The 17608-nt window shown below is 59.9% G+C and carries 15 protein-coding genes; 8 read left to right on the top strand and 7 right to left on the bottom strand.

From position 1 onward, the window contains the following. The first annotated feature begins 41 nt into the window (after window positions 1-41). Entirely contained in the window at window positions 42-1265 is a 1224-nt protein-coding gene (locus KVF90_RS01015; RefSeq protein WP_264392996.1) for a tyrosine-type recombinase/integrase, read from the top strand. On the opposite strand, the gene KVF90_RS01010 is transcribed toward KVF90_RS01015, so the two are convergent. Continuing rightward, window positions 1262-1507 (bottom strand): helix-turn-helix transcriptional regulator, encoded by a 246-nt coding sequence (locus KVF90_RS01010; protein WP_264392995.1) that lies wholly within the window; start codon window positions 1505-1507, stop codon window positions 1262-1264. The genes KVF90_RS01015 and KVF90_RS01010 overlap by 4 nt on opposite strands. A 438-nt stretch (window positions 1508-1945) precedes the next feature. Here KVF90_RS01010 and KVF90_RS01005 point away from each other — a divergent pair, with 438 nt between their 5' ends. Next, entirely contained in the window at window positions 1946-2830 is an 885-nt protein-coding gene (locus KVF90_RS01005; protein ID WP_264392994.1) for an ArdC family protein, read from the top strand. Between the two features lie 119 nt (window positions 2831-2949). Next, window positions 2950-5052 (top strand): DUF262 domain-containing protein, encoded by a 2103-nt coding sequence (locus KVF90_RS01000; RefSeq protein ID WP_264392993.1) that lies wholly within the window; start codon window positions 2950-2952, stop codon window positions 5050-5052. Window positions 5053-5197: 145 nt separating this feature from the next. Here KVF90_RS01000 and KVF90_RS00995 read toward each other — a convergent pair whose 3' ends face one another. From KVF90_RS00995 to hsdR, 4 genes are read right to left on the bottom strand one after another with little or no spacing between them, the layout of a single operon-like run. Next, a complete protein-coding gene (locus tag KVF90_RS00995) occupies window positions 5198-7045 on the bottom strand; it encodes an AAA family ATPase (protein ID WP_264392992.1) in 1848 nt (615 codons plus the stop codon). Continuing rightward, complete coding sequence (locus tag KVF90_RS00990) at window positions 7045-8697, bottom strand: restriction endonuclease subunit S (RefSeq protein ID WP_264392991.1); 1653 nt, start codon at window positions 8695-8697, stop codon at window positions 7045-7047. Before KVF90_RS00990 ends, KVF90_RS00995 begins: the two co-directional genes overlap by 1 nt. Continuing rightward, window positions 8694-10166, bottom strand: a complete 1473-nt coding sequence (locus KVF90_RS00985; RefSeq protein WP_264392990.1) for a type I restriction-modification system subunit M — start codon at window positions 10164-10166, stop codon at window positions 8694-8696. The genes KVF90_RS00990 and KVF90_RS00985 overlap by 4 nt, the downstream gene beginning before the upstream one ends. Window positions 10167-10176: 10 nt before the next feature. Next, window positions 10177-12540, bottom strand: a complete 2364-nt coding sequence (gene hsdR / locus KVF90_RS00980) for an EcoAI/FtnUII family type I restriction enzme subunit R (RefSeq protein WP_264392989.1) — start codon at window positions 12538-12540, stop codon at window positions 10177-10179. A gap of 610 nt (window positions 12541-13150) precedes the next feature. Between hsdR and KVF90_RS00975 the strand changes: the two genes are divergently transcribed. From KVF90_RS00975 to KVF90_RS00965, 3 genes are read left to right on the top strand one after another with little or no spacing between them, the layout of a single operon-like run. Further along, complete coding sequence (locus KVF90_RS00975; protein ID WP_264392988.1) at window positions 13151-13339, top strand: hypothetical protein; 189 nt, start codon at window positions 13151-13153, stop codon at window positions 13337-13339. Beyond that, entirely contained in the window at window positions 13336-13719 is a 384-nt protein-coding gene (locus KVF90_RS00970) for a DUF3768 domain-containing protein (protein ID WP_264392987.1), read from the top strand. Before KVF90_RS00975 ends, KVF90_RS00970 begins: the two co-directional genes overlap by 4 nt. 1 nt (window position 13720) lies before the next feature. After that, on the top strand, window positions 13721-14128 hold the full coding sequence (locus tag KVF90_RS00965; RefSeq protein ID WP_264392986.1) for a hypothetical protein: 408 nt from the start codon (window positions 13721-13723) through the stop codon (window positions 14126-14128). Between the two features lie 48 nt (window positions 14129-14176). Here KVF90_RS00965 and KVF90_RS00960 read toward each other — a convergent pair whose 3' ends face one another. After that, window positions 14177-15007, bottom strand: coding sequence for an HNH endonuclease (locus KVF90_RS00960; RefSeq protein WP_264392985.1), 831 nt, complete (start codon window positions 15005-15007; stop codon window positions 14177-14179). A gap of 237 nt (window positions 15008-15244) precedes the next feature. On the opposite strand from KVF90_RS00960, the gene KVF90_RS00955 reads away from it, so the two are divergent. Together KVF90_RS00955 and KVF90_RS00950 are read left to right on the top strand one after the other, a co-directional pair. Beyond that, a complete protein-coding gene (locus KVF90_RS00955) occupies window positions 15245-15487 on the top strand; it encodes a hypothetical protein (protein WP_264392984.1) in 243 nt (80 codons plus the stop codon). Window positions 15488-15801: 314 nt separating this feature from the next. Further along, window positions 15802-16368 (top strand): thermonuclease family protein, encoded by a 567-nt coding sequence (locus KVF90_RS00950; RefSeq protein WP_264392983.1) that lies wholly within the window; start codon window positions 15802-15804, stop codon window positions 16366-16368. A gap of 460 nt (window positions 16369-16828) precedes the next feature. Here KVF90_RS00950 and KVF90_RS00945 read toward each other — a convergent pair whose 3' ends face one another. Further along, entirely contained in the window at window positions 16829-17473 is a 645-nt protein-coding gene (locus KVF90_RS00945) for a TetR/AcrR family transcriptional regulator (RefSeq protein WP_264392982.1), read from the bottom strand. Window positions 17474-17608 lie beyond the last annotated feature (135 nt).

Below are 17608 nucleotides of genomic sequence, written 5' to 3'. Positions count from 1 at the left end.
CCTCGCTGGTCCCTTCCGGGACCTGCTGAGGAGAATCGAAAATGGCGCTCACAGATCTGAAAATCCGCAGCCTCCGCCCGTCGGAGAAGATCACCCGGCACACCGACGATCGTGGCCTGTACGTTGAGGTGCATCCAAGCGGATCGAAGCTGTGGCGCTACAAATACCGATACGCTGGCAAGCAAAAGCGGCTCGCGCTCGGCCGCTATCCCGATGTCGGCCTTGCAGAAGCCCGCGCGAGGCGTGACGAGGCCCGCAAGAAGGTTGAAGCTGGCATTGATCCGCTGCTGGAGCGCAAGCGCGAGAAGCTCGTCGCTCGCTTCAGTGCTGCGAACACCTTTGGCGACATTGCCAAGGAGTACATCGACAAGCGCGTGGCCGAAGGTCAATCGGATGCGACGACCCAGAAAGCCAATTGGTTGCTGGAGCAGCTCAAGCCGCTCTGGACCTTCCCGGTCACCGACATCAAGCCCGTCGACCTTCTGGCCGCGCTCAAGCGCGTCGAGGCGCAGGGCAAGTATGAGACGGCGCGACGCTGTCGTTCCTTTGCTGGCCGCGTGTTCCGCTACGCCGTGGCAACTGGGCGAGGCGAGAGCGACCCGAGCGCGATCCTACGAGGGGCGCTGGTGGTCCCGAAGACAAAGCACCACGCCGCGATCCTCGATCCCAAGCAGCTGGGCGAGTTGCTGCGCGCGATGGACAGCTACAGCGGACACAAGATTTCCCGGCTCGCGATGCAGGTCTCGCCCCATGTCATGACGCGTCCAGGTGAACTACGCATGGCTGTCTGGTCGGAGTTCGACCTCGATAACGCGGTTTGGAAGATTCCGGCAGAGCGCATGAAGATGCGCCGCCCCCACGAGGTTCCGCTGTCCCGCCAAGTCCTCGCCTACCTGCACGAGCTGTTCGAGCTAACCGGACCTGACGGTTACGTCTTTCCCGCGTTCCACACCTGGCGGCGCCCACTCAGTGAGAACACCATCAATCAGTGCTTCCGGCGGATGGGCTACGCAGTCGGGGAAGTTACCGCGCATGGCTTGCGAACCACCGCCTCAACCCTCCTCAACGAAAGCGGCAAGTGGTCGCCCGATGCGATCGAGAGATCGCTCGCCCATGCCGACACTAACGCCATTCGTGGCACCTACAATCGTGGCCGTTATTGGGATGAGCGTGTCGCGATGCACCAGTGGTGGAGCGACTATCTCGACGAATTGCGGGCGGATGTCTCGGATGAACCCGTCAGGAAAGCCAGGGTACGGGCCTAGCGTGAGCCTTCCACGGCGTTTTGTGTCTGCGCGCCTTGGGCGGCAATCTCCTCTCGATAGCCGACCGGGTCAGCGATCCAGCGATTGATGGCGGATTCGCGCCAGCCAGCGCCGTGCACGCTGATCCTGACCTGGCTCGGAAACGTGCCCTCGGCGATCTTGCGATAGACCGTCGAGCGGGAGAGACCCGTTCGGTCGAGAACTGTTTTTAGGCGGATGATCCTGTCGGTTGCGTTCGACATGAGACTGGCTCCTATCGGTTGGCCGTGAGTGGCACCCAATGACCAAAGTCAACGAAACCAGCGGCCGTCACGCAACCGCAAACTCTTCGTCTGCGGCTACGGCGTAGTAACGGCGGCAATCGACAGGCAGGCGCCAACGCCGCCTTGCCAGATTCGGAAGCCAAGGTCGGCCTCGACACCGCCGCTGGAGCTTGTTTCAGGCGGGCGCATCGATGAAGCGGAAATACGCGATGGCACCGCCATGGCATCTCTCGACCTGCTGTTGGAATGAACTGCTCCTGTGTGACGGCCCGTGCCGGGCGGGATCAACAGCCTGCCCGCTCAATTCGGGCTCACGCCCTCCCGTTTTGGCTGTTCCGCGCTTCGCGCTGACCCGCCCGGCCGATCCGGCCCGCCCCTTCATCCGCGTTCCCAACGACAGGACGAAGGATTACTCCCATGGCCCATACCGTAACCGCCAGCATCTACGACACCATCACCAACCAGATCATCGCCGCGCTGGAGCGCGGCACCGCCGACTACACTCTTCCCTGGCACCGCAGTAGCGCCCCGCTGACGCGGCCGATCAATGCGGTCACCCGCAAGGCCTATCGCGGGGTCAATGTCCTCGCCCTCTGGGCCAGCGCCGAGGCACAGGACTTCGGCCACGGTCTCTGGGCGACCTATCGCCAGTGGCAGTCACTCGGCGCGCAGGTCCGCAAGGGCGAGAAGGCCTCGCCGATCGTGTTCTACAAGGTGCTGGACAAGGCCGAAGGCAGCGAAGACGAGGCGCGCGAGAACGTGGGCAGGATCTTCGCGCAGGGCTCGCATGTATTCAACATCGCGCAGGTCGAGGGCTATGCTTTGCCCGAGGTACCGGAAGCCGAGGCCTTTGATCCTGTCCCCGATGTCGAGGCCTTCATCGCTGCCACGGGTGCCGCCATCCGCATCCAGGGCGACAGCGCCCACTACACGCCCTCCACCGACACGATCACCATGCCCGACCGCGAGCGGTTCTTCGCCACAAACACCGCCAGCGCGGTGCAGAACTGGTGTGCCATTCTGCTCCATGAGCTCGTGCACTGGACCGGGGCCGATCACCGTCTCGCTCGCACTTTCGGCAAGCGCTTCGGCGACGAGGCCTATGCGATGGAAGAGTTGGTCGCGGAGCTTGGCTCAGCCTTCCTGTGCGGTGATCTGGGCCTGTCGGTCACCCCGCGTCCTGATCATGCCTGCTACCTCGCCAGCTGGCTGAAGGTGCTCAAGGGCGACAACCGAGCGATTTTCACTGCCGCCAGTGCGGCGGCGAAGGCGGCGGAGTGGTTGGGGGAAGCAGAAGGGTGAGCCTGCCGAACGAAAATTTCGCTGATGTTCTAAATGGTTTAGCTCGGGCTTGTGCTTGACCCGCTGCAACCGGTCAGCAATGTTGTCGCACGATAGGTGGCAAGGGGACTGGGGCAGCTGTGAAACCATTTACTCGTTCAATCATCGACCTTTTCGATGGCGAGAAGCGCTACCTCATCCCGCTGTATCAGCGGCAGTATGCCTGGAACGTAGAACCGCAGCTCCGACTCCTTTGGGGTGACATTGGACGTGCGTATGATCGGGTGGTTACTGATCGTGCATCATTGGTGCCCCACTTCATGGGGGCAATGGTCATTTCCCAACTGAAAACATTCGGGAAAGAGGTCCAGGCTTACGAGGTGATCGATGGCCAGCAGCGCCTGACCACGTTTCAGCTTCTTCTCGCCGCACTTCGGGACGTCGCAGCAGCGAACGGATCGCGTTATGCTGCCCACCTGCAGAGGTATCTCCTCAACGATGGGATCATGGAGAAACCGCATATTGAGCGGTTCAAGATCTGGCCGTCGCGAATGGACCGTCGTGCATTCGCTTGCGTTGTAGATGCGAAGGTTGATCTGGACGAGATCGCGCAGCCGATTCCCGGCGAGGATGGAAATGCGCGGAAGGCTGCGATAGCTTACGAGTGGTTCCGTTCACAGATCAACGCCCATGTTGGCACCGGCGAAAACTACGACGAATTCAAACTGGAGAAGCTTTTCGAAGCCATGAAAGACGGGCTTGCCGTTGTATCCATCGAACTTGAGGGCGGCGACGATCCCCAGACCATTTTCGAGACGCTCAATAGCCGAGGCGTCGATCTGACGCCCGGTGATCTCATGCGCAATTTCATCTTCCAAAGAGCGAAAGGGCTGGGCCAGGATTCCGAAGCCTCTCTCGCCGTAGACAAGCTTTATGAGAAGCACTGGCTTCCGCTAGACGGGCCCCTCTGGAGCCAGGGCGTTAATCGCGGCCGACAAGGTGCCGCCAAGCTCGATTGGATGCTGACAGATCACCTGTCGATGAAGAAGGCTGATATCGTCTCGAAAGAGAATTTGTTCGACAACTACAGGCGCTGGATCATCGAAACGCAGCCGTTCGCCTCCGTCGAGGAAGAACTTGAGTCGATCACCGCATCGGCGGCGGTGGAACACAAGATTTTCGAGCAGAACAAGGCTGATCCGATTGGAAAATTTGGCCTTGTTGCTGAGGCCTTTGACGTCAGCACGGCTTTCCCGCTTGTCGTCTACCTTGCGTCCGAAGCAGACGTTGGCGAAAAGCTCTCAGAGGCCTTGGCCATGTTGGAAAGTTACATCCTGCGGCGTGACATCGCCGGGCTGTCTACCAAGAACTATAACCGCTTCTTCGTTGGCACGATCGACAGGCTCCGCGAGAGCGAGGGGTGCAAGGTTGAAGCGCTCGCGCGCTGGCTGTCCACTCGTCCGAACGAAACCGACCGTTGGCCGAACGACAACGAGTTTCGCCAAGGTTGGCTTGGCCGTGACCAGTACAAAAATGCCAGACAGCCGCGCTTGCGGTACGTTTTCGAACGTCTTGAGCAGGCCAAACGAACCACTCTCAGTGAAGACATCGAAATCAGGTCTGCGCTGACAATCGAGCACATCATGCCTCAGCGCTGGCGGGAAAATTGGCCCGTTCCCGGCTTCGAGCATGTTGCGGATGGGGACTTCGACACTGATCAGCTCGTGGCCGAGGTAGAGCGCGACGGCTGCATCAACAAGCTCGGTAACCTGACGCTGATCACACAGCCGCTGAACTCATCGGTTTCGAATGGCCCGTTCGCCACAAAGATGCCGCAGATCAAAGCCTTCACGAGCCTCGCCTTGAACCGTGACCTCAACGGGTTCGATTATTGGGACGAGGAATGCGTTAAGCTGCGAGGGGCTGCGCTGTTCGAGATTGCCCGAAAGGTGTGGGCGCCGCCGCAGCAGATCGACACCGCTTTTCCTGACCTTGGCCGACTGGGAGAAAACGGGAACCTCCCACGTGAAGGAACCATTTGCCGGTTCAGTTACGGCGGCAATACCTATCGGGGAGTTGTTAAAGTCAGGAAACTGGAAGTCGACGGCATTGACGGGGCATTCAATTCATTCTCAGGTGCGTCAGTTGCCGTGACGCAAACTAGCCGAAACGGGTGGAACGATTGGGAGTTGCAAAGCAAGGACGGTTGGGTGCTCGCTGATCTGTGGCGGTCTCAGACGTAGTGACCATCCCTCTCGAAAGTTAGAGTCGGTAAGCGGGCGCCGACTATTGCACGCGCCCTTACAAGGCCGCCTGTCCAACAAGCCTCGAAATTCCGCCTCGCGCATCAGATATTCCCTTGGATGGTAGCCCAAGAACGCTCCCCTGCTACGCAGCCTCGATCTTGCTGGTTATGAAGTCAAAAATAGGGCGGAATGGTTCGAAGTACTGAACGTCAAGGTTCGGAACGAACTCCTTTGCAAACCGTGTCTTGTTTCCGATAAACCTGATGCATTCATAGGGTTCTGCGGGATCCAGTTCAAAGTGCTGACCAATCCCGAACGCGTCGTAAAACATCAGTTCCATGTCGAGTTTGGATTTGTGGGCAAAATTTTCGTCCGTTCCAGCACGCAGAACCTGATTCCGAATGGATAATGCCGGATAAACTGGAAGCAGTATCGCGAACCAATCACCAACTGCCCGCTTGCGAACAAGGCACTTCGAAGGGTCAACTTCAATCAGCTCGCCGAGGTTCTTCCATTCATTGTAGGCGGTATCGAAATCAAAGAGGCCAAATATCTTTCGCGCTGAGTGTTGAGCAAAAAAATCCTGCTCCTGAAGCATTTTCCTTAGATAAGCGCAGCCGAAGGCTGACTCGATGGCGAACCTTCGCTGCACGCCGGGGAAGAGGCGCTCCCAGGCCGTCGTCAATACGAGCGTGTCGGAAACGCCCTCCGTAAAAAGAATTGGCCCGTCCGTGTTCAGCAGGATGTGCTCGATGCTTAATGAGGCCTCAATTTCCGAAAACGTGATCAGCCCTGCTGAGAGCGAACGGACGATGTTGGACTTGTCCGGTTGCTCGATAGTCACGACGCCAGCGCCAGAGGAAAACAGCCGGATGCGATTGTCACACTTCGCAGCCACGGTAGACGCACTATGGCTGCTAAGCAGGATGTGGTTCGTGCTTGCCGCTTCAGCCGAGATTGCGGTGACCTGATCGAGGAAATCGAATTGCCACTCGGGATGCAGGAAGGCATCCGGTTCATCCAGCAGGGTTAGACAGTTGCGGCGTTTGAATATCTCGGAGACAGCAAAGACATACACCGACTGAAATTGGCCATCGCTGAAATGGTTCAGCTCGGAAACCTCCAGACTCTCTAGCGTGATGGCGATGCCTATATCATCCAGCATCCCGACGATGCGCAAGGCGTCGAAAGAACGGAACAGCATCTCGCTGGCATCTTCGCCCATACCTTCGCGAAGGGCATCAAGATTGCAGTCGAGGACATATTTGTCCGCTTCGCGATCATAGATCGACCCCGGAGTGAATTCGCCTTCAATGCATCCCAAGAGCTGGTCGAGAAAGCCGCGGACCGGCCCTTGCGCGCCCCAGAAGCGCTGCGCCTCCTCGAAAGGGTCATGGTCACCGGCGGCTGCGAAATGTGGTCGTTTGAGCGCGATGCGAACCGTGCGGCGATTCCCTAGAATACCCAGCTTTGCGCACAGGTACTGGCGCGCGAGGTTCGCTTCGGGCAGCAAGAGAAGAACAACTATAAGCAGCTTCTTGCAGGCTGGGCCGATGCCTACGAAACGCGGGGTCATTGTCGCAGCGGCGCGGCGCAATTGGCCACGGTATCGCTCTTCGTAGCGACCAACCAGCGCGGTTACATTGTCGTTCTGGCCCGAGTAATAGACCAGAACATTGTCCGGTAGCGGCGTGGCGCCAAGGGTGCGGCGGCCAGCATCGTCGTTGATGTTCAGCTGGCCCTCGCGCCATACGATGCTGGTTTCGGCGCCGGCAATTTCGAAGCGGACAGCGTAATCGAAGCCCGGCCCCTCTGCATCGGGGTCGAAGGCAAAGATGTGGTCGAAAATCTCGATCAGCGCTTCGAGGAAGTTGGATTTGCCCGATCCGTTCTTCCCCACGAAGATGTCGATGAAGCCGTCGCCATCGAAACCAATCGTAAAATCACGCAGGTTCTTGTACTGGCTGATCCATACCGAGCGCAGCCGCATCAGGCGGCGGCCCGTTCGACGATGGCGTCGGCCAAGTGGCGGCGGGTTTCGGCGGCGTCAGCAAGCCGCGCCTTCAAAACATCGCACAGCGCCATGAGTTCATCGACCTTGGCGACGATGCGGTGTTGTTCGGCGAGGGGCGGGATGGGGATTGCCAGCGCGCGAATTTGTGACTGGGAAACGTTCTTCATTGAGCTGCTCGTGCCGCCTGCGACGCGGGCATAGTAGGCTCTCGCGAACGGCGATGCATGGACGAGGTTGACGTATTCCGAGTCAATCTTGTCGTTGAACCGAAAGCGGATGATTTTGTCGCTCATCATCAGTTTTCTGGGCGCGTTGAGCGGGACCACAACCGATCTAGCAACGAGCTCTGCCGTGTTAGCCCTTGATATGAGGAAATCGCCGGGTGCAACTTCGATTTCTGGTCGAGGTTCAAGAGACGGCGGGAGCTCCTTGTTCTCTTCAGGCTGGAACCGTCCCCATGTCACGGCACTGACCTTTAGAACGCCCCAATTGTCGTCAGAACGAGGTGTTTCGATACACTTGGGGCTCCAGCCTGCCGCCGCTTCCTTCACATACTTGCCCAAGGGTTCCACTGGCCAGTTAGCCACATCCTGCTGCAACAGCTTACCGCGCACCGCGAGGTCGAGGATGGTTTGCTTGAGGGCGTCGATGCTGGTTTCGGTGGTGAAAAGCGTGTCGAAATGGCTTTCCAGCCGCGCCCAGTTGGCGGCGAGTTCTGCCGCGTCGACGCTGCTCACCAGCGTGGCGAGGAGGGCTTCCACCAGCGTCTGATGCGCGGCCATCGCGTCCGCGCTCTCCCGCTCCAGCGCATCGCACAGCGCCATGAGCTTATCGACCTTGGCGACGATCCGGCTTTGCTCTGCGAGGGGAGGAAGCGGTACAAGTTGATTAGAAGCGAGTTGAGCAGTCCATTCGATTTGATTGGTCGAACCGGCTGCAATGGCTTCAATTTGGCCATAAACATTGTCCGACGCGAGCCATGCTTGAAGGTATCGTGCATTAACCCATGGAGAGCGAACCAGGGTGACATGGGAGTCGCAGACGAGCCCATCAGGCACATCGTCGAGGGCGATTACGCGGCCAATCGTGCCGGTGCCCGTCGAGTTCCACAGTAGATCTCCTGACTTCAGGAAGCGGTAGCTCTCATAGTTGCTCAGTGAGGCTTGACTGATCTCCTTGGCGACGGTCAGGTCGAGACCGCTCCACTGAACGCAGCGTTGGGACACCACATATACACCGCTGCCGTCACTGTATTTGGGTGATTTACCTCGTTGAATGTATGCAGCGATGTCGCCCAGTCGGGACCAGGCCCAGCCCCCCGGCAGGGCAAACGGCACTTGATCGATTGCGTCAGGCGATACCCGAGCCTTCGGAAGGCCCTGGTGCTTAGTGTATTTCGGCTTGGACGTCCTGATGTTGGCTAATTGATCCAACGCAGGTTCATCGCCGACCTCTTGCGGCACCAGCTTCCCGCGCACCGCCAGATCGAGGATTAGTGCCCGGAAGCGCTCGATCCCGTAGAGACTGATCCGCTTGTTGCCGCCGCCGCGACCGGCCCCGCTCTTCCGCTCGATCGCGCCAGTCCAGATATCGAGATTATCGGCAACAAGTGCCGCAATGTCGCTCACGCCTTGCCCCCCAGTGCGTCGGCCAGAATGCTCTTCAACTGGTCGCGGATCGACTGGATAGCTTTCTTCTGACAAGCGAAGTCTTTCAGCAACTTTTCCGGATCAAGGCTTCTGGCCTCGGGTGTGTGGGGGTTTTTGAGGTCAAGGTTGTAGCCGCGCGCCGCGACATGGGCGGCGCTGACCTTCCAGGCCCGCTCGGTCTCCCTGCGGGCGCGGAAGCCATCGGATTCCTCACCCCACCAGGCCTGCTCTGCCGCGAACTCTTCAAACCGCATCGGCTTGGTCTTATTGTAGCTGGTTACCCCTTCCGGATAGGGGTGCTCGTAGAACCAGACGTTTTTCGTGGGCGTACCCTTGGTGAAGAACAGGATGTTGGTCTTGATCCCAGTATAGGGCGCGAATACGCCATTGGGTAGGCGCACGATGGTGTGCAGGTTGCACTCCTCAATCAGGCTCTGCTTCAGGATGGACTTTACCCCTTCGCCGAATAGGAAGCCATCGGGCAGAACCACGGCAGCGCGGCCGCCGGTTTTCAGCATCCGAATGATCAGCGCCATGAACAGGTCAGCTGTTTCCCGCGTCCGCAAGCGGGCGGGGAAATTGTTCTCGATCCCGTCTTCCTCCATCCCGCCGAAAGGCGGGTTAGTGGCGATCACGGGCACCCGGTCTTTTTCGGTATAGTCGTTATAGGCGCGGGCGAGCGTGTTGCCGTGGCGAATGCCGCTGGGTGTATCGATGCCGTGCAGGATCATGTTGGTGATGCACAACATGTGTGGCAGCGATTTTTTCTCAACGCCCCGGATGGATGCGCGCAACACCTCTTCATCCGAAGTGGATTGCACCGCCTTGCGCTTATGCTCGATGGCGCATGTCAGGAATCCGCCGGTGCCGCATGCGGGATCTAATACGACTTCGTTCAGCGTAGGGTTGAGGCGGCTGATGATAAACTGGGTGACGGCGCGCGGTGTGTAAAATTCACCCGCATTTCCGGCGCTTTGCAGATCCTTTAGCACCTGTTCGTAGATTGCGCCGAAGGTGTGGCGATCTTCGCTATTGTTGAAATCGATCTCGTTGATCTTGTTGATCACCTGCCGCAGCAGGGTGCCCGATTTCATGTAATTGTAGGTATCCTCGAACACGTCGCGGATCACCTGTGCGCGCTTGGCCACATCGCCTTGAGCGGGTAGATCGCCCTTCAACTTGGCAAAGAGTTGCAGGTTGACGAAATCGAGCAGCTTTTCGCCGGTATCGCCTTCCTTGTCCGCCGCCCAATTCCGCCAACGCAGATGCTCTGGCAGCGGCGACTGGAAATCATCGTCGATCAGTTCCAGCTCTGCTTCACGATCATCAAGGATCTTGAGGAAGAACATCCAGACCAGCTGGCTAATCCGCTGGGCGTCGCCATCGACGCCGACATCCTTGCGCATGATGTCCTGGATGGATTTGATGACACCGGAAACGTTGCTCATTTGCTCAAACTCATTCGTTGCCTGCCAGCTCGTAGATCTCGTCTTCGAGCTCCCTCAGCGCGGCCTCATAGGCAGCTTTCCCGCCGAACGCACCCTTGATGATCTCCATCGGCGTGCCGAGCTGGCTAAACGGTTGGAGGCGGAGAACCTTGGCGTCTTCAATGGTTTCGACACCATCGTCAGCGTATTTCTCTAGCAGCGCCTCGAGCACGGCGCGGGCCTTTTCGCCGTACTTCGCAAAGTAGCCACGCTTCTTGACCTTCTCGGCCCGTTCCCGCCGGGTCAGCGGCGGAGCGCCGAAGGCGACGTGCACCAGCAGATCGAAATCCCCGAAATCCTTGCCGACGACCTCGGCCAGATTTTCAAGAATCACCCCGCGCTGTTCCAGCTCGTCGATGATGGCCTGTTTGCGTTCACTGGCATTCCAGTGCCAGATGAACTCATCGAGCGAGCGGTATTCGGCAGCGATCTGCTTGCGGGCGTAATCGCGGTAGGATTCAGTCACCAGCTTGCCGTCGCTGCCAATGTACTCGACCCGCTCGTTCATGACGCGGGCGGTCACACCGCTGACTACGAATTTACAGGTACCGGTGGTTTCGTCGTCATCATCGCCGTCGTCATCGCCACCCTCGCCGATGTCCTGATCATCGTCGTCCGGACCCGGTTCATTCGGATCGTCGTCCCCGGTGAGAATAACGATGGGCGGACCGTCAAAGGCATCGTCGCGGAAAAGCTCGGTTGCCTTCTTGAAGTCCATGATCGTGAAGAAGAACTTGTTGTTGTCCTCATCGATACGGGTGCCGCGCCCGATGATCTGCTTGAACATGGTCATCGAGTTTATGGTGCGATCGATAACGATGAGCTTGCAGGTCTTGGCATCGACCCCAGTCGTCAGCAGCTGCGATGTGGTGGCAATGACGGGGTACTGCTCTTCCGGGTCGATAAACCGGTCGAGCTCAGCCTTGCCCTCGACGCTGTCCCCGGTGATCCGCATGACATATTTGCTGTTGTCCTTGGCCAGCTTGCCCGCCGCATTGACAATGGCCTTCCGCATCCGCTCGGCGTGGTCGATGTCTTCGCAGAAGATGATGGTCTTCGACATCGGATCGGTAGCCCGCAGGAACTTCATGACCCTTTCGGCCACCAGCTTGGTGCGCTGGTTGAGCACTAGGGTACGGTCCATGTCCTTCTGGTTGTATTCGCGGTCTTCCAACGGCGCGCCAAGATCATCGACCATGCCGGGCGGGGGCGTCCAACCCTGGACATCGCGGTCGATATCGATCCGGATAACCTTGTAGGGTGCTAGGAAGCCGTCCTCGATGCCCTGCTTCAGGGTGTAGGTGTAAACCGGATCGCCGAAATAGGTGATATTCGAGACGTATTCCGTCTCCTTTGGCGTTGCGGTCATGCCGACCTGCACGGCGTTGCCAAAGTATTCGAGAATCTCTCGCCACGCCGAATCCTCGGCCGCGCTGCCCCGGTGGCACTCGTCGATGACGATGAGATCGAAGAAATCCGGCGAGACCGTTTTGAAGATCTTGTCGGCCTCATCCGTTCCTGTGATGGCCTGATACAAACCGAGATGGATTTCGTAGGCTGGATCGATCTTGCGGTTCTTGATCTTCGTCATCGCCGTGCCGAACGGCTTGAAATCGTTGACGAGCGTCTGATCGACCAGAATGTTGCGATCAGCCAGAAACAGAATGCGTTTCGCCGTTCCTGCCTTCCACAATCGCCAGATTATCTGGAACGTGGTGTAGGTCTTCCCGGTCCCGGTCGCCATGACGAGCAGAACCCGCTTTTGCCCTTTTGCTACAGCTTCAACAGTGCGGTTAATCGCATCCAACTGATAGTATCGCGGTTCTTTGCCCGACGCATCCAAATGATAAGGCTGCTGGACTAGGGCCTCACCTTCATCGGCAATGTTGTGAAATCGCCGATACCGTTCCCATAGGACGTCTGGGTGAGGAAATGCTTCCATGCCAAATTCGGTTTCGGCAGGCTCCGACTCTGGGGCAGCGCGATTGTGCTCGGCGAAGCCGTCGCCGTTCGAACTAAAGGCGCTCGGTACGTCAATAATCTCAGCATAGCCCATCGCTTGCTGAAGCCCGCTGCTGATCGTGTGCTTGTTGTCCTTCGCTTCCACGACAGCCAGCGGCAAGCCCGGCTTGAGCGAAAGAACGTAGTCCGCGAACTTGCGTTTCTTCTTGTTCCGGGATGACAGATTTCCGCGCACGACAACCGGGCCGGGAGCGAGTGTCACTTCCCGGCGTATCTGCTGCATCTGGTCCCAACCCGCCTGCTTGATTGCAGGGGTGATGAACAGATCGCAGATATCAATCTCGCTGCATTTCTTCTTCTCTGCCTCGTCCAACCAGCTTGGCCCCGCTATTTGTCAGCTATTCCAACAGTCTCGAAGGATAGACAAACCTGCACACACCCTACCAAAAGGTATTCACAAGTCACCATGCTTTCGTGAGCCGATAATGTTCGAGGCCGCTACCCTCACGGGCGGCCTGCTCTATCCGCTGGCGCGGACCGGGCCTGTAGTCCCGGCCCATCCGGGTGACGATCAGGAGCGGGTGCAAGCGGAGCGGGAGTTTCTGGAGGACGCGCTCTGTCCCGCATGGCCTGTGGCCATGCTCCTGAGGGCGCGGCGTTCCTGAGCTGACCCGCAGGCGCGCTCACCTCTCTCATTGCCGGACGCCCGCTGGCCCACTTGGCCCGCGCGCAGGGCGTTCGGCGGCTTCGCGCCGTGCAAGGGCGCCGTTCTTGTGCGGATCGCTGCTGCGATCCTTGAGGGGAACGCCAAGGGCTTTGCCCTCTCGTTCCCAAACCCCAATCGACACCCCCGTGTGGCGGGCTGTGCCCGCTGGCCCGCGCCAGGGCATCGATTGGGGGTTTCCCTCCCCCTCCCATCCTCGCCGGAAGGCAGAGCCGCATGCCGCGTGACGGATGCGGCTATGCCGGATGGAGAATGGACCATGGGTGACCCGATCTTGAATTACCGCGCGTGCGGGGCCGAGTGCCGGGAGGACTGGTTGCGCATGCTGGCGCATGACAATGGCTTGCCGCTGGTGGCGGTGCAGCGGCTGGCCGATGAGCTGGGCGAGCGCGAGGATTTTGGCGAGCTAGTGCGCCTGTGCGAATGCGGCGGGAGCCTTGCGTCATGAGCGGCGCGGTGCTGACGCGGGCCGAGCGGATTGCGCTGCTGAATGATCTGGCGCGCCGTGCCATGGGGATTGCCTGCGTGGTGGTGGCGACCGAGGGTATTCGGGCCTTGCCCGAGGCCGATCAGTCACGGCTGCGGGAGCTGGTCGAGACCTTCGATGCCTTCACGCCCGACAATGATCCCTATGGCGAGCGCGACTTCGGGGCGATCTATCAGGGGGTGGACGGGGTCTGGTCGACTTCGCGGCCTGTTGATGTTGCGGTCACCGTGTTCTGGAAGATCGATGCCTACGACCGCGAGTTGCGGTTCGGCAGCGAAGACCCCGCCGATCCCGCCATGACCCGGCGGGTGCTGACCATCATGTTGGCGAGCGAGTATTGATATGGCTGCCCGCTCCCACACGGTGGAACCCTCGCGCCTTGCTTTCGGTGCGTGGTGCCACGCCACCGACAGGCATATTGGCGAAGGCGATATTCGGGCCAGCTACAGCGCCGACCGCATCGGCATGGGTCAGCCCATCCGCAAGCCATTCCGATACGCCGGAGACTTATGGGTCTGTGTTGGCACCGGTCCTGCGGGCGCCGAGGCCTACCGGCTTGTGCACCCGTCGCTCTATGGCGGCATTGCGCGCACCTATGCCGAGCGCTGCCGGGATGGCGATCGCGCGCGCAGTGATCAGGCGGGATTTTATGATGGCATTACGGTGCGCCATGCCGGGCGGGAACTTGTGATGGTCGGTCCGGCCATCATCTTCGTCGCAGGCGAGGAGGCGCAGCTGACCCTGTTCTGATGTGGTCGGTGGATTGGGGTCTGCTGGCCAAGCGCGCCGCCTGACACGTCAGGCGGCGCGGTGATCCACAAAGCAGTGTTCATTGTGCCAGTCGAGAAATGCCGGCTCTGGATCGAACCTTGCCGCCGGGCGCAGTGTCGCCTTCTCGAATTGCTGGAAATAGTCGCGGGTCTCACGGCTGGGGCTTTCGTGCAACTGGCGCGAGACATGAATGCGGCGGGCGCGGTCTACCGTGATCAGCCCGCGATCGAAGGCGCGGTCGAGCGTGGCGGATAGCAGCAAGCCATTTGCGGGATTATGGCGGTTCTGGCTGTCCTTGCCCCACGGCTTGATATGGCTGGCGGTCAGCAGGCGCGGGTCAGCAATGCCGGTGATGCAGCAGGCCTCTTCGTAATTGGCGAGCACTGCACGACGGAAGAAGTCCTGGCCGACCCGTTGGTTCACGACCGCCTGGGTGGTGGACTCGCCTTGCCAGGGCTCGAATTTGAACTCGCTGCGCTTTTCGTGGAGGAGCTGGCTTGTCGGCGGAATTGATTGCGCGGCGGCGACCTGGCGGTCGACCTGGCTGAACCACAGCTCTTCAGCTCGCGCCACCAGACCCGACCAGTCTTGTCCGAACTCGGCATAGGTCGCGCGGTCGAGCTTTGATGCACCGTCGAGACCCTTGCGCCCGCTCTCGGTGATCTTGGGATCGAGGCTGGCGAAGTTGCACAGCTTCATCGCCACCGAGCTGTTCGACCGGTCAATGGCGGCGGCCAGCGTCTGGATCTCCGGATTGCCCGAGTGCAACTTCCCGAACGGCAGCTGGAAATAGAGGTAGAGCGCGAGCACCGTCTCCTCTTTGCTCCAGCGTTTTCGCTCGGTGCCTTCCATTGCCATGACAAGGGTTTGGGGCAGAGCGCGGCGGTGTGCAAGCGGGGGATTCAGAGGCGGTCTTGGTGTTCCGCGGTGTGGCGGCTTCGTTCTGAGCACCCGCACTGGCCGCGCGCGGGCGCGGGTCAATGTCCGGCCCGCACCGGTTCCTTGCAGTCACCCGTGTAGGACATGATCCCGCGCCCTTTGCCGCGCGGCCTTCCTGTTTGGTGCAACGAGCCACCAACACGAAAGGAACATTCCATGGCCCGCACAACCCAAGCATCCGCCCCAGCCGCCGCGCCCGAGCCCAAGGCTCCGGATTTCATCGCCTGGCATGTCAGCAATCGCGGCGACAAAGCCTTCTGGACCAAGGTCGGAGCCGCCTGGTTCCACCGCGACCACAAGGGCCTGTCGCTCCAGCTGGAGGTCGTACCGATCAATAGCCGGATCGTCCTGCGCACGCCGCTCGACGACGAGGCCAAGGAGGTACAGCCGGGCGCTTAGCGCCCGGCCTTGCCGTTTGCGGAGACCACCAACCTCATCCGATCGACGAGGCCGCTGTTGTCCGAAACTTGTATACATATTTCGGACATCAAGGATTGTGCATTCGACCGCCTGATCAACGGTTCGGACGGTGGCTGACTGCAGCTTGGTCGCCTCATTCTATGCGATTTCGGACATAAAGAGGGCTCACGTCAGGCCTCACAGCTTCTTAACGTACTGATGCGACAACACAATCTCCTATCCCGAACGATACCATGCCGAGATCAAATCTATCCTCCTGCCTTGCCGCGCTCATCGCGCTGAGCATTCCATCGATGGCTGCTGCCCAGGTCATCGAAGGGATCGCCGAAGTCATTGATGGTGACTCCTTGCGTGTCGCCGGAACCGAGGTCCGTCTGTTCGGTGTCGACGCGCCGGAGCTCTCGCAACCGTGTTACAGCAACGGATCCGAGGTCGCATGCGGAACAATGGCCAAGGATGTGCTTGCCGGTCAGATCGGAAACTCAGTTCTGACCTGTCAGCCGCGCGATGCGGACACCTATGGCCGGATCGTGGCAACCTGCCAGATATCCGGCGTGGATATTGGCGCATCACTTGTGGAAGCGGGCTGGGCCACGGCGTTCCGGCGATATGGCAATGACTACGTTGTCGCTGAGCTGCGCGCGCGCGCCGGACGCGCCGGCATCTGGCAATGGGACTTCCAGATGCCCGAAGATTACCGGGCAACGCAACAGGCCGCACTCGAACCGCGCGCCGCTCGCCTTGCGCCGCCGCGCGTCCCCGGCGAAATGAAGGCAATGGCCAGTGCCTCATTAAGGGCAACCACTCCTGGCGCGGTGATTGGATCTATCACTTGCCGGGCATGCCCTATTACGACGTGACCCGCGCGGAGGCCTATTTCCGCACAGAGGCCGAGGGGCAGGGGAAATCGTCGTAGAGGAGCGTTGCCTGCCGATGGGTCTGTATACCCAGATTTGGGACTTTCCTGCCAGTTGGATTTGCGTGCTTGAATGACCGTTTCCGCCAATTCCGGTCAGTCGGTTTCGGCCCGAGTTCTGCCAAAAGTCGAAATTCTGAAAGCGACCCCAAGTCAGACACTCGGTGGCGACCTGCGACTTCCTGAAAGCAGCTACGTGTTCATGGGCCACGGAGCCGCTGAAAATGGGACTTGGACGAACCCGCTCCGCGGCAGGGGTGTTTGCGGTGAGGATGCGCCGTCAGTTCGGGGCCTTGGGCGTGGCGGAGGTGACGCACCTCAGGATCGGAGACATCGACAGCGAGCGCATGATCATCTGTGTCGAGCAGGGCAGCCGGCACATTGTGTCGGGTTGGAGGCCTTGCTTACTGGCGTGGACCATACCGCGCCATGAATGTGGCGATAGCTTCATCGATCACGGTTTTGGTCGATGGGATGTCGCGCGGTTCGTCAGCCGCCATGACCTTGGGCCAGACGATGAACTCCTGCACCAGCGCCACGAATTGCCAGGCGGCAATATCGGGATTTTCGCAGTGCAGGCGCCCTTCCTTGTGGAGCTGGCCGAAATGCGCGGCGAGCGCTTTCATGCGCGGCTGCTTGCCGGAACGGTAGGCGGCGGGCCCGATCCACGGGTGGTGGCGGGATTCGGCGACCACCAGCCGCTGGAACTGGATCTGCTGCGTGTCATCCTGAAAGGCGGCAATCGAGTTGGCAATGGCGCGCAGGTGCTGTTCGACCGGAGCGTCATAAGGCACCTGCTCCATCGCTGCGCCCTTGCCCCAGTTGGTCCAGTGATCGGCGATCATCGCCCGGAACACAGCGTCCTTGGTCTTGAAGCGGTTGAACACGGTCTGGCGCGCAACCCCTGCGATGCGGGCGATATCGTCAACGCTGACAGCTTCGTATCCGCGTTCGAGAAACAACGAGCGCGCGGCGGCGACGATGGCCTGTTCCGATCGGGTCGAGACGGCGGCGCCTTTGGGACGGGCTGGGGGCGGTTCGCTTGCCATGAGGAATGCGGGTCTTTGCCGGGTTGGAATGCGGGCCAGCGGGGGTGTGGCCTGCGCAGAAAACGTGCGGCCCGCCGTAGCACGCCGCTTGGCGCCTTGTAGCGGAATCGCGGGCGCATTGCAAAATCCTCATCA

Origin of the sequence: Porphyrobacter sp. ULC335 (genome assembly GCF_025917005.1) — a bacterium.
Classification (GTDB): Bacteria; Pseudomonadota; Alphaproteobacteria; order Sphingomonadales; family Sphingomonadaceae; genus Erythrobacter.
The sequence above is the reverse complement of the archived record's forward strand: the minus strand, read 5'-3'. Positions and strand labels throughout refer to the sequence as shown.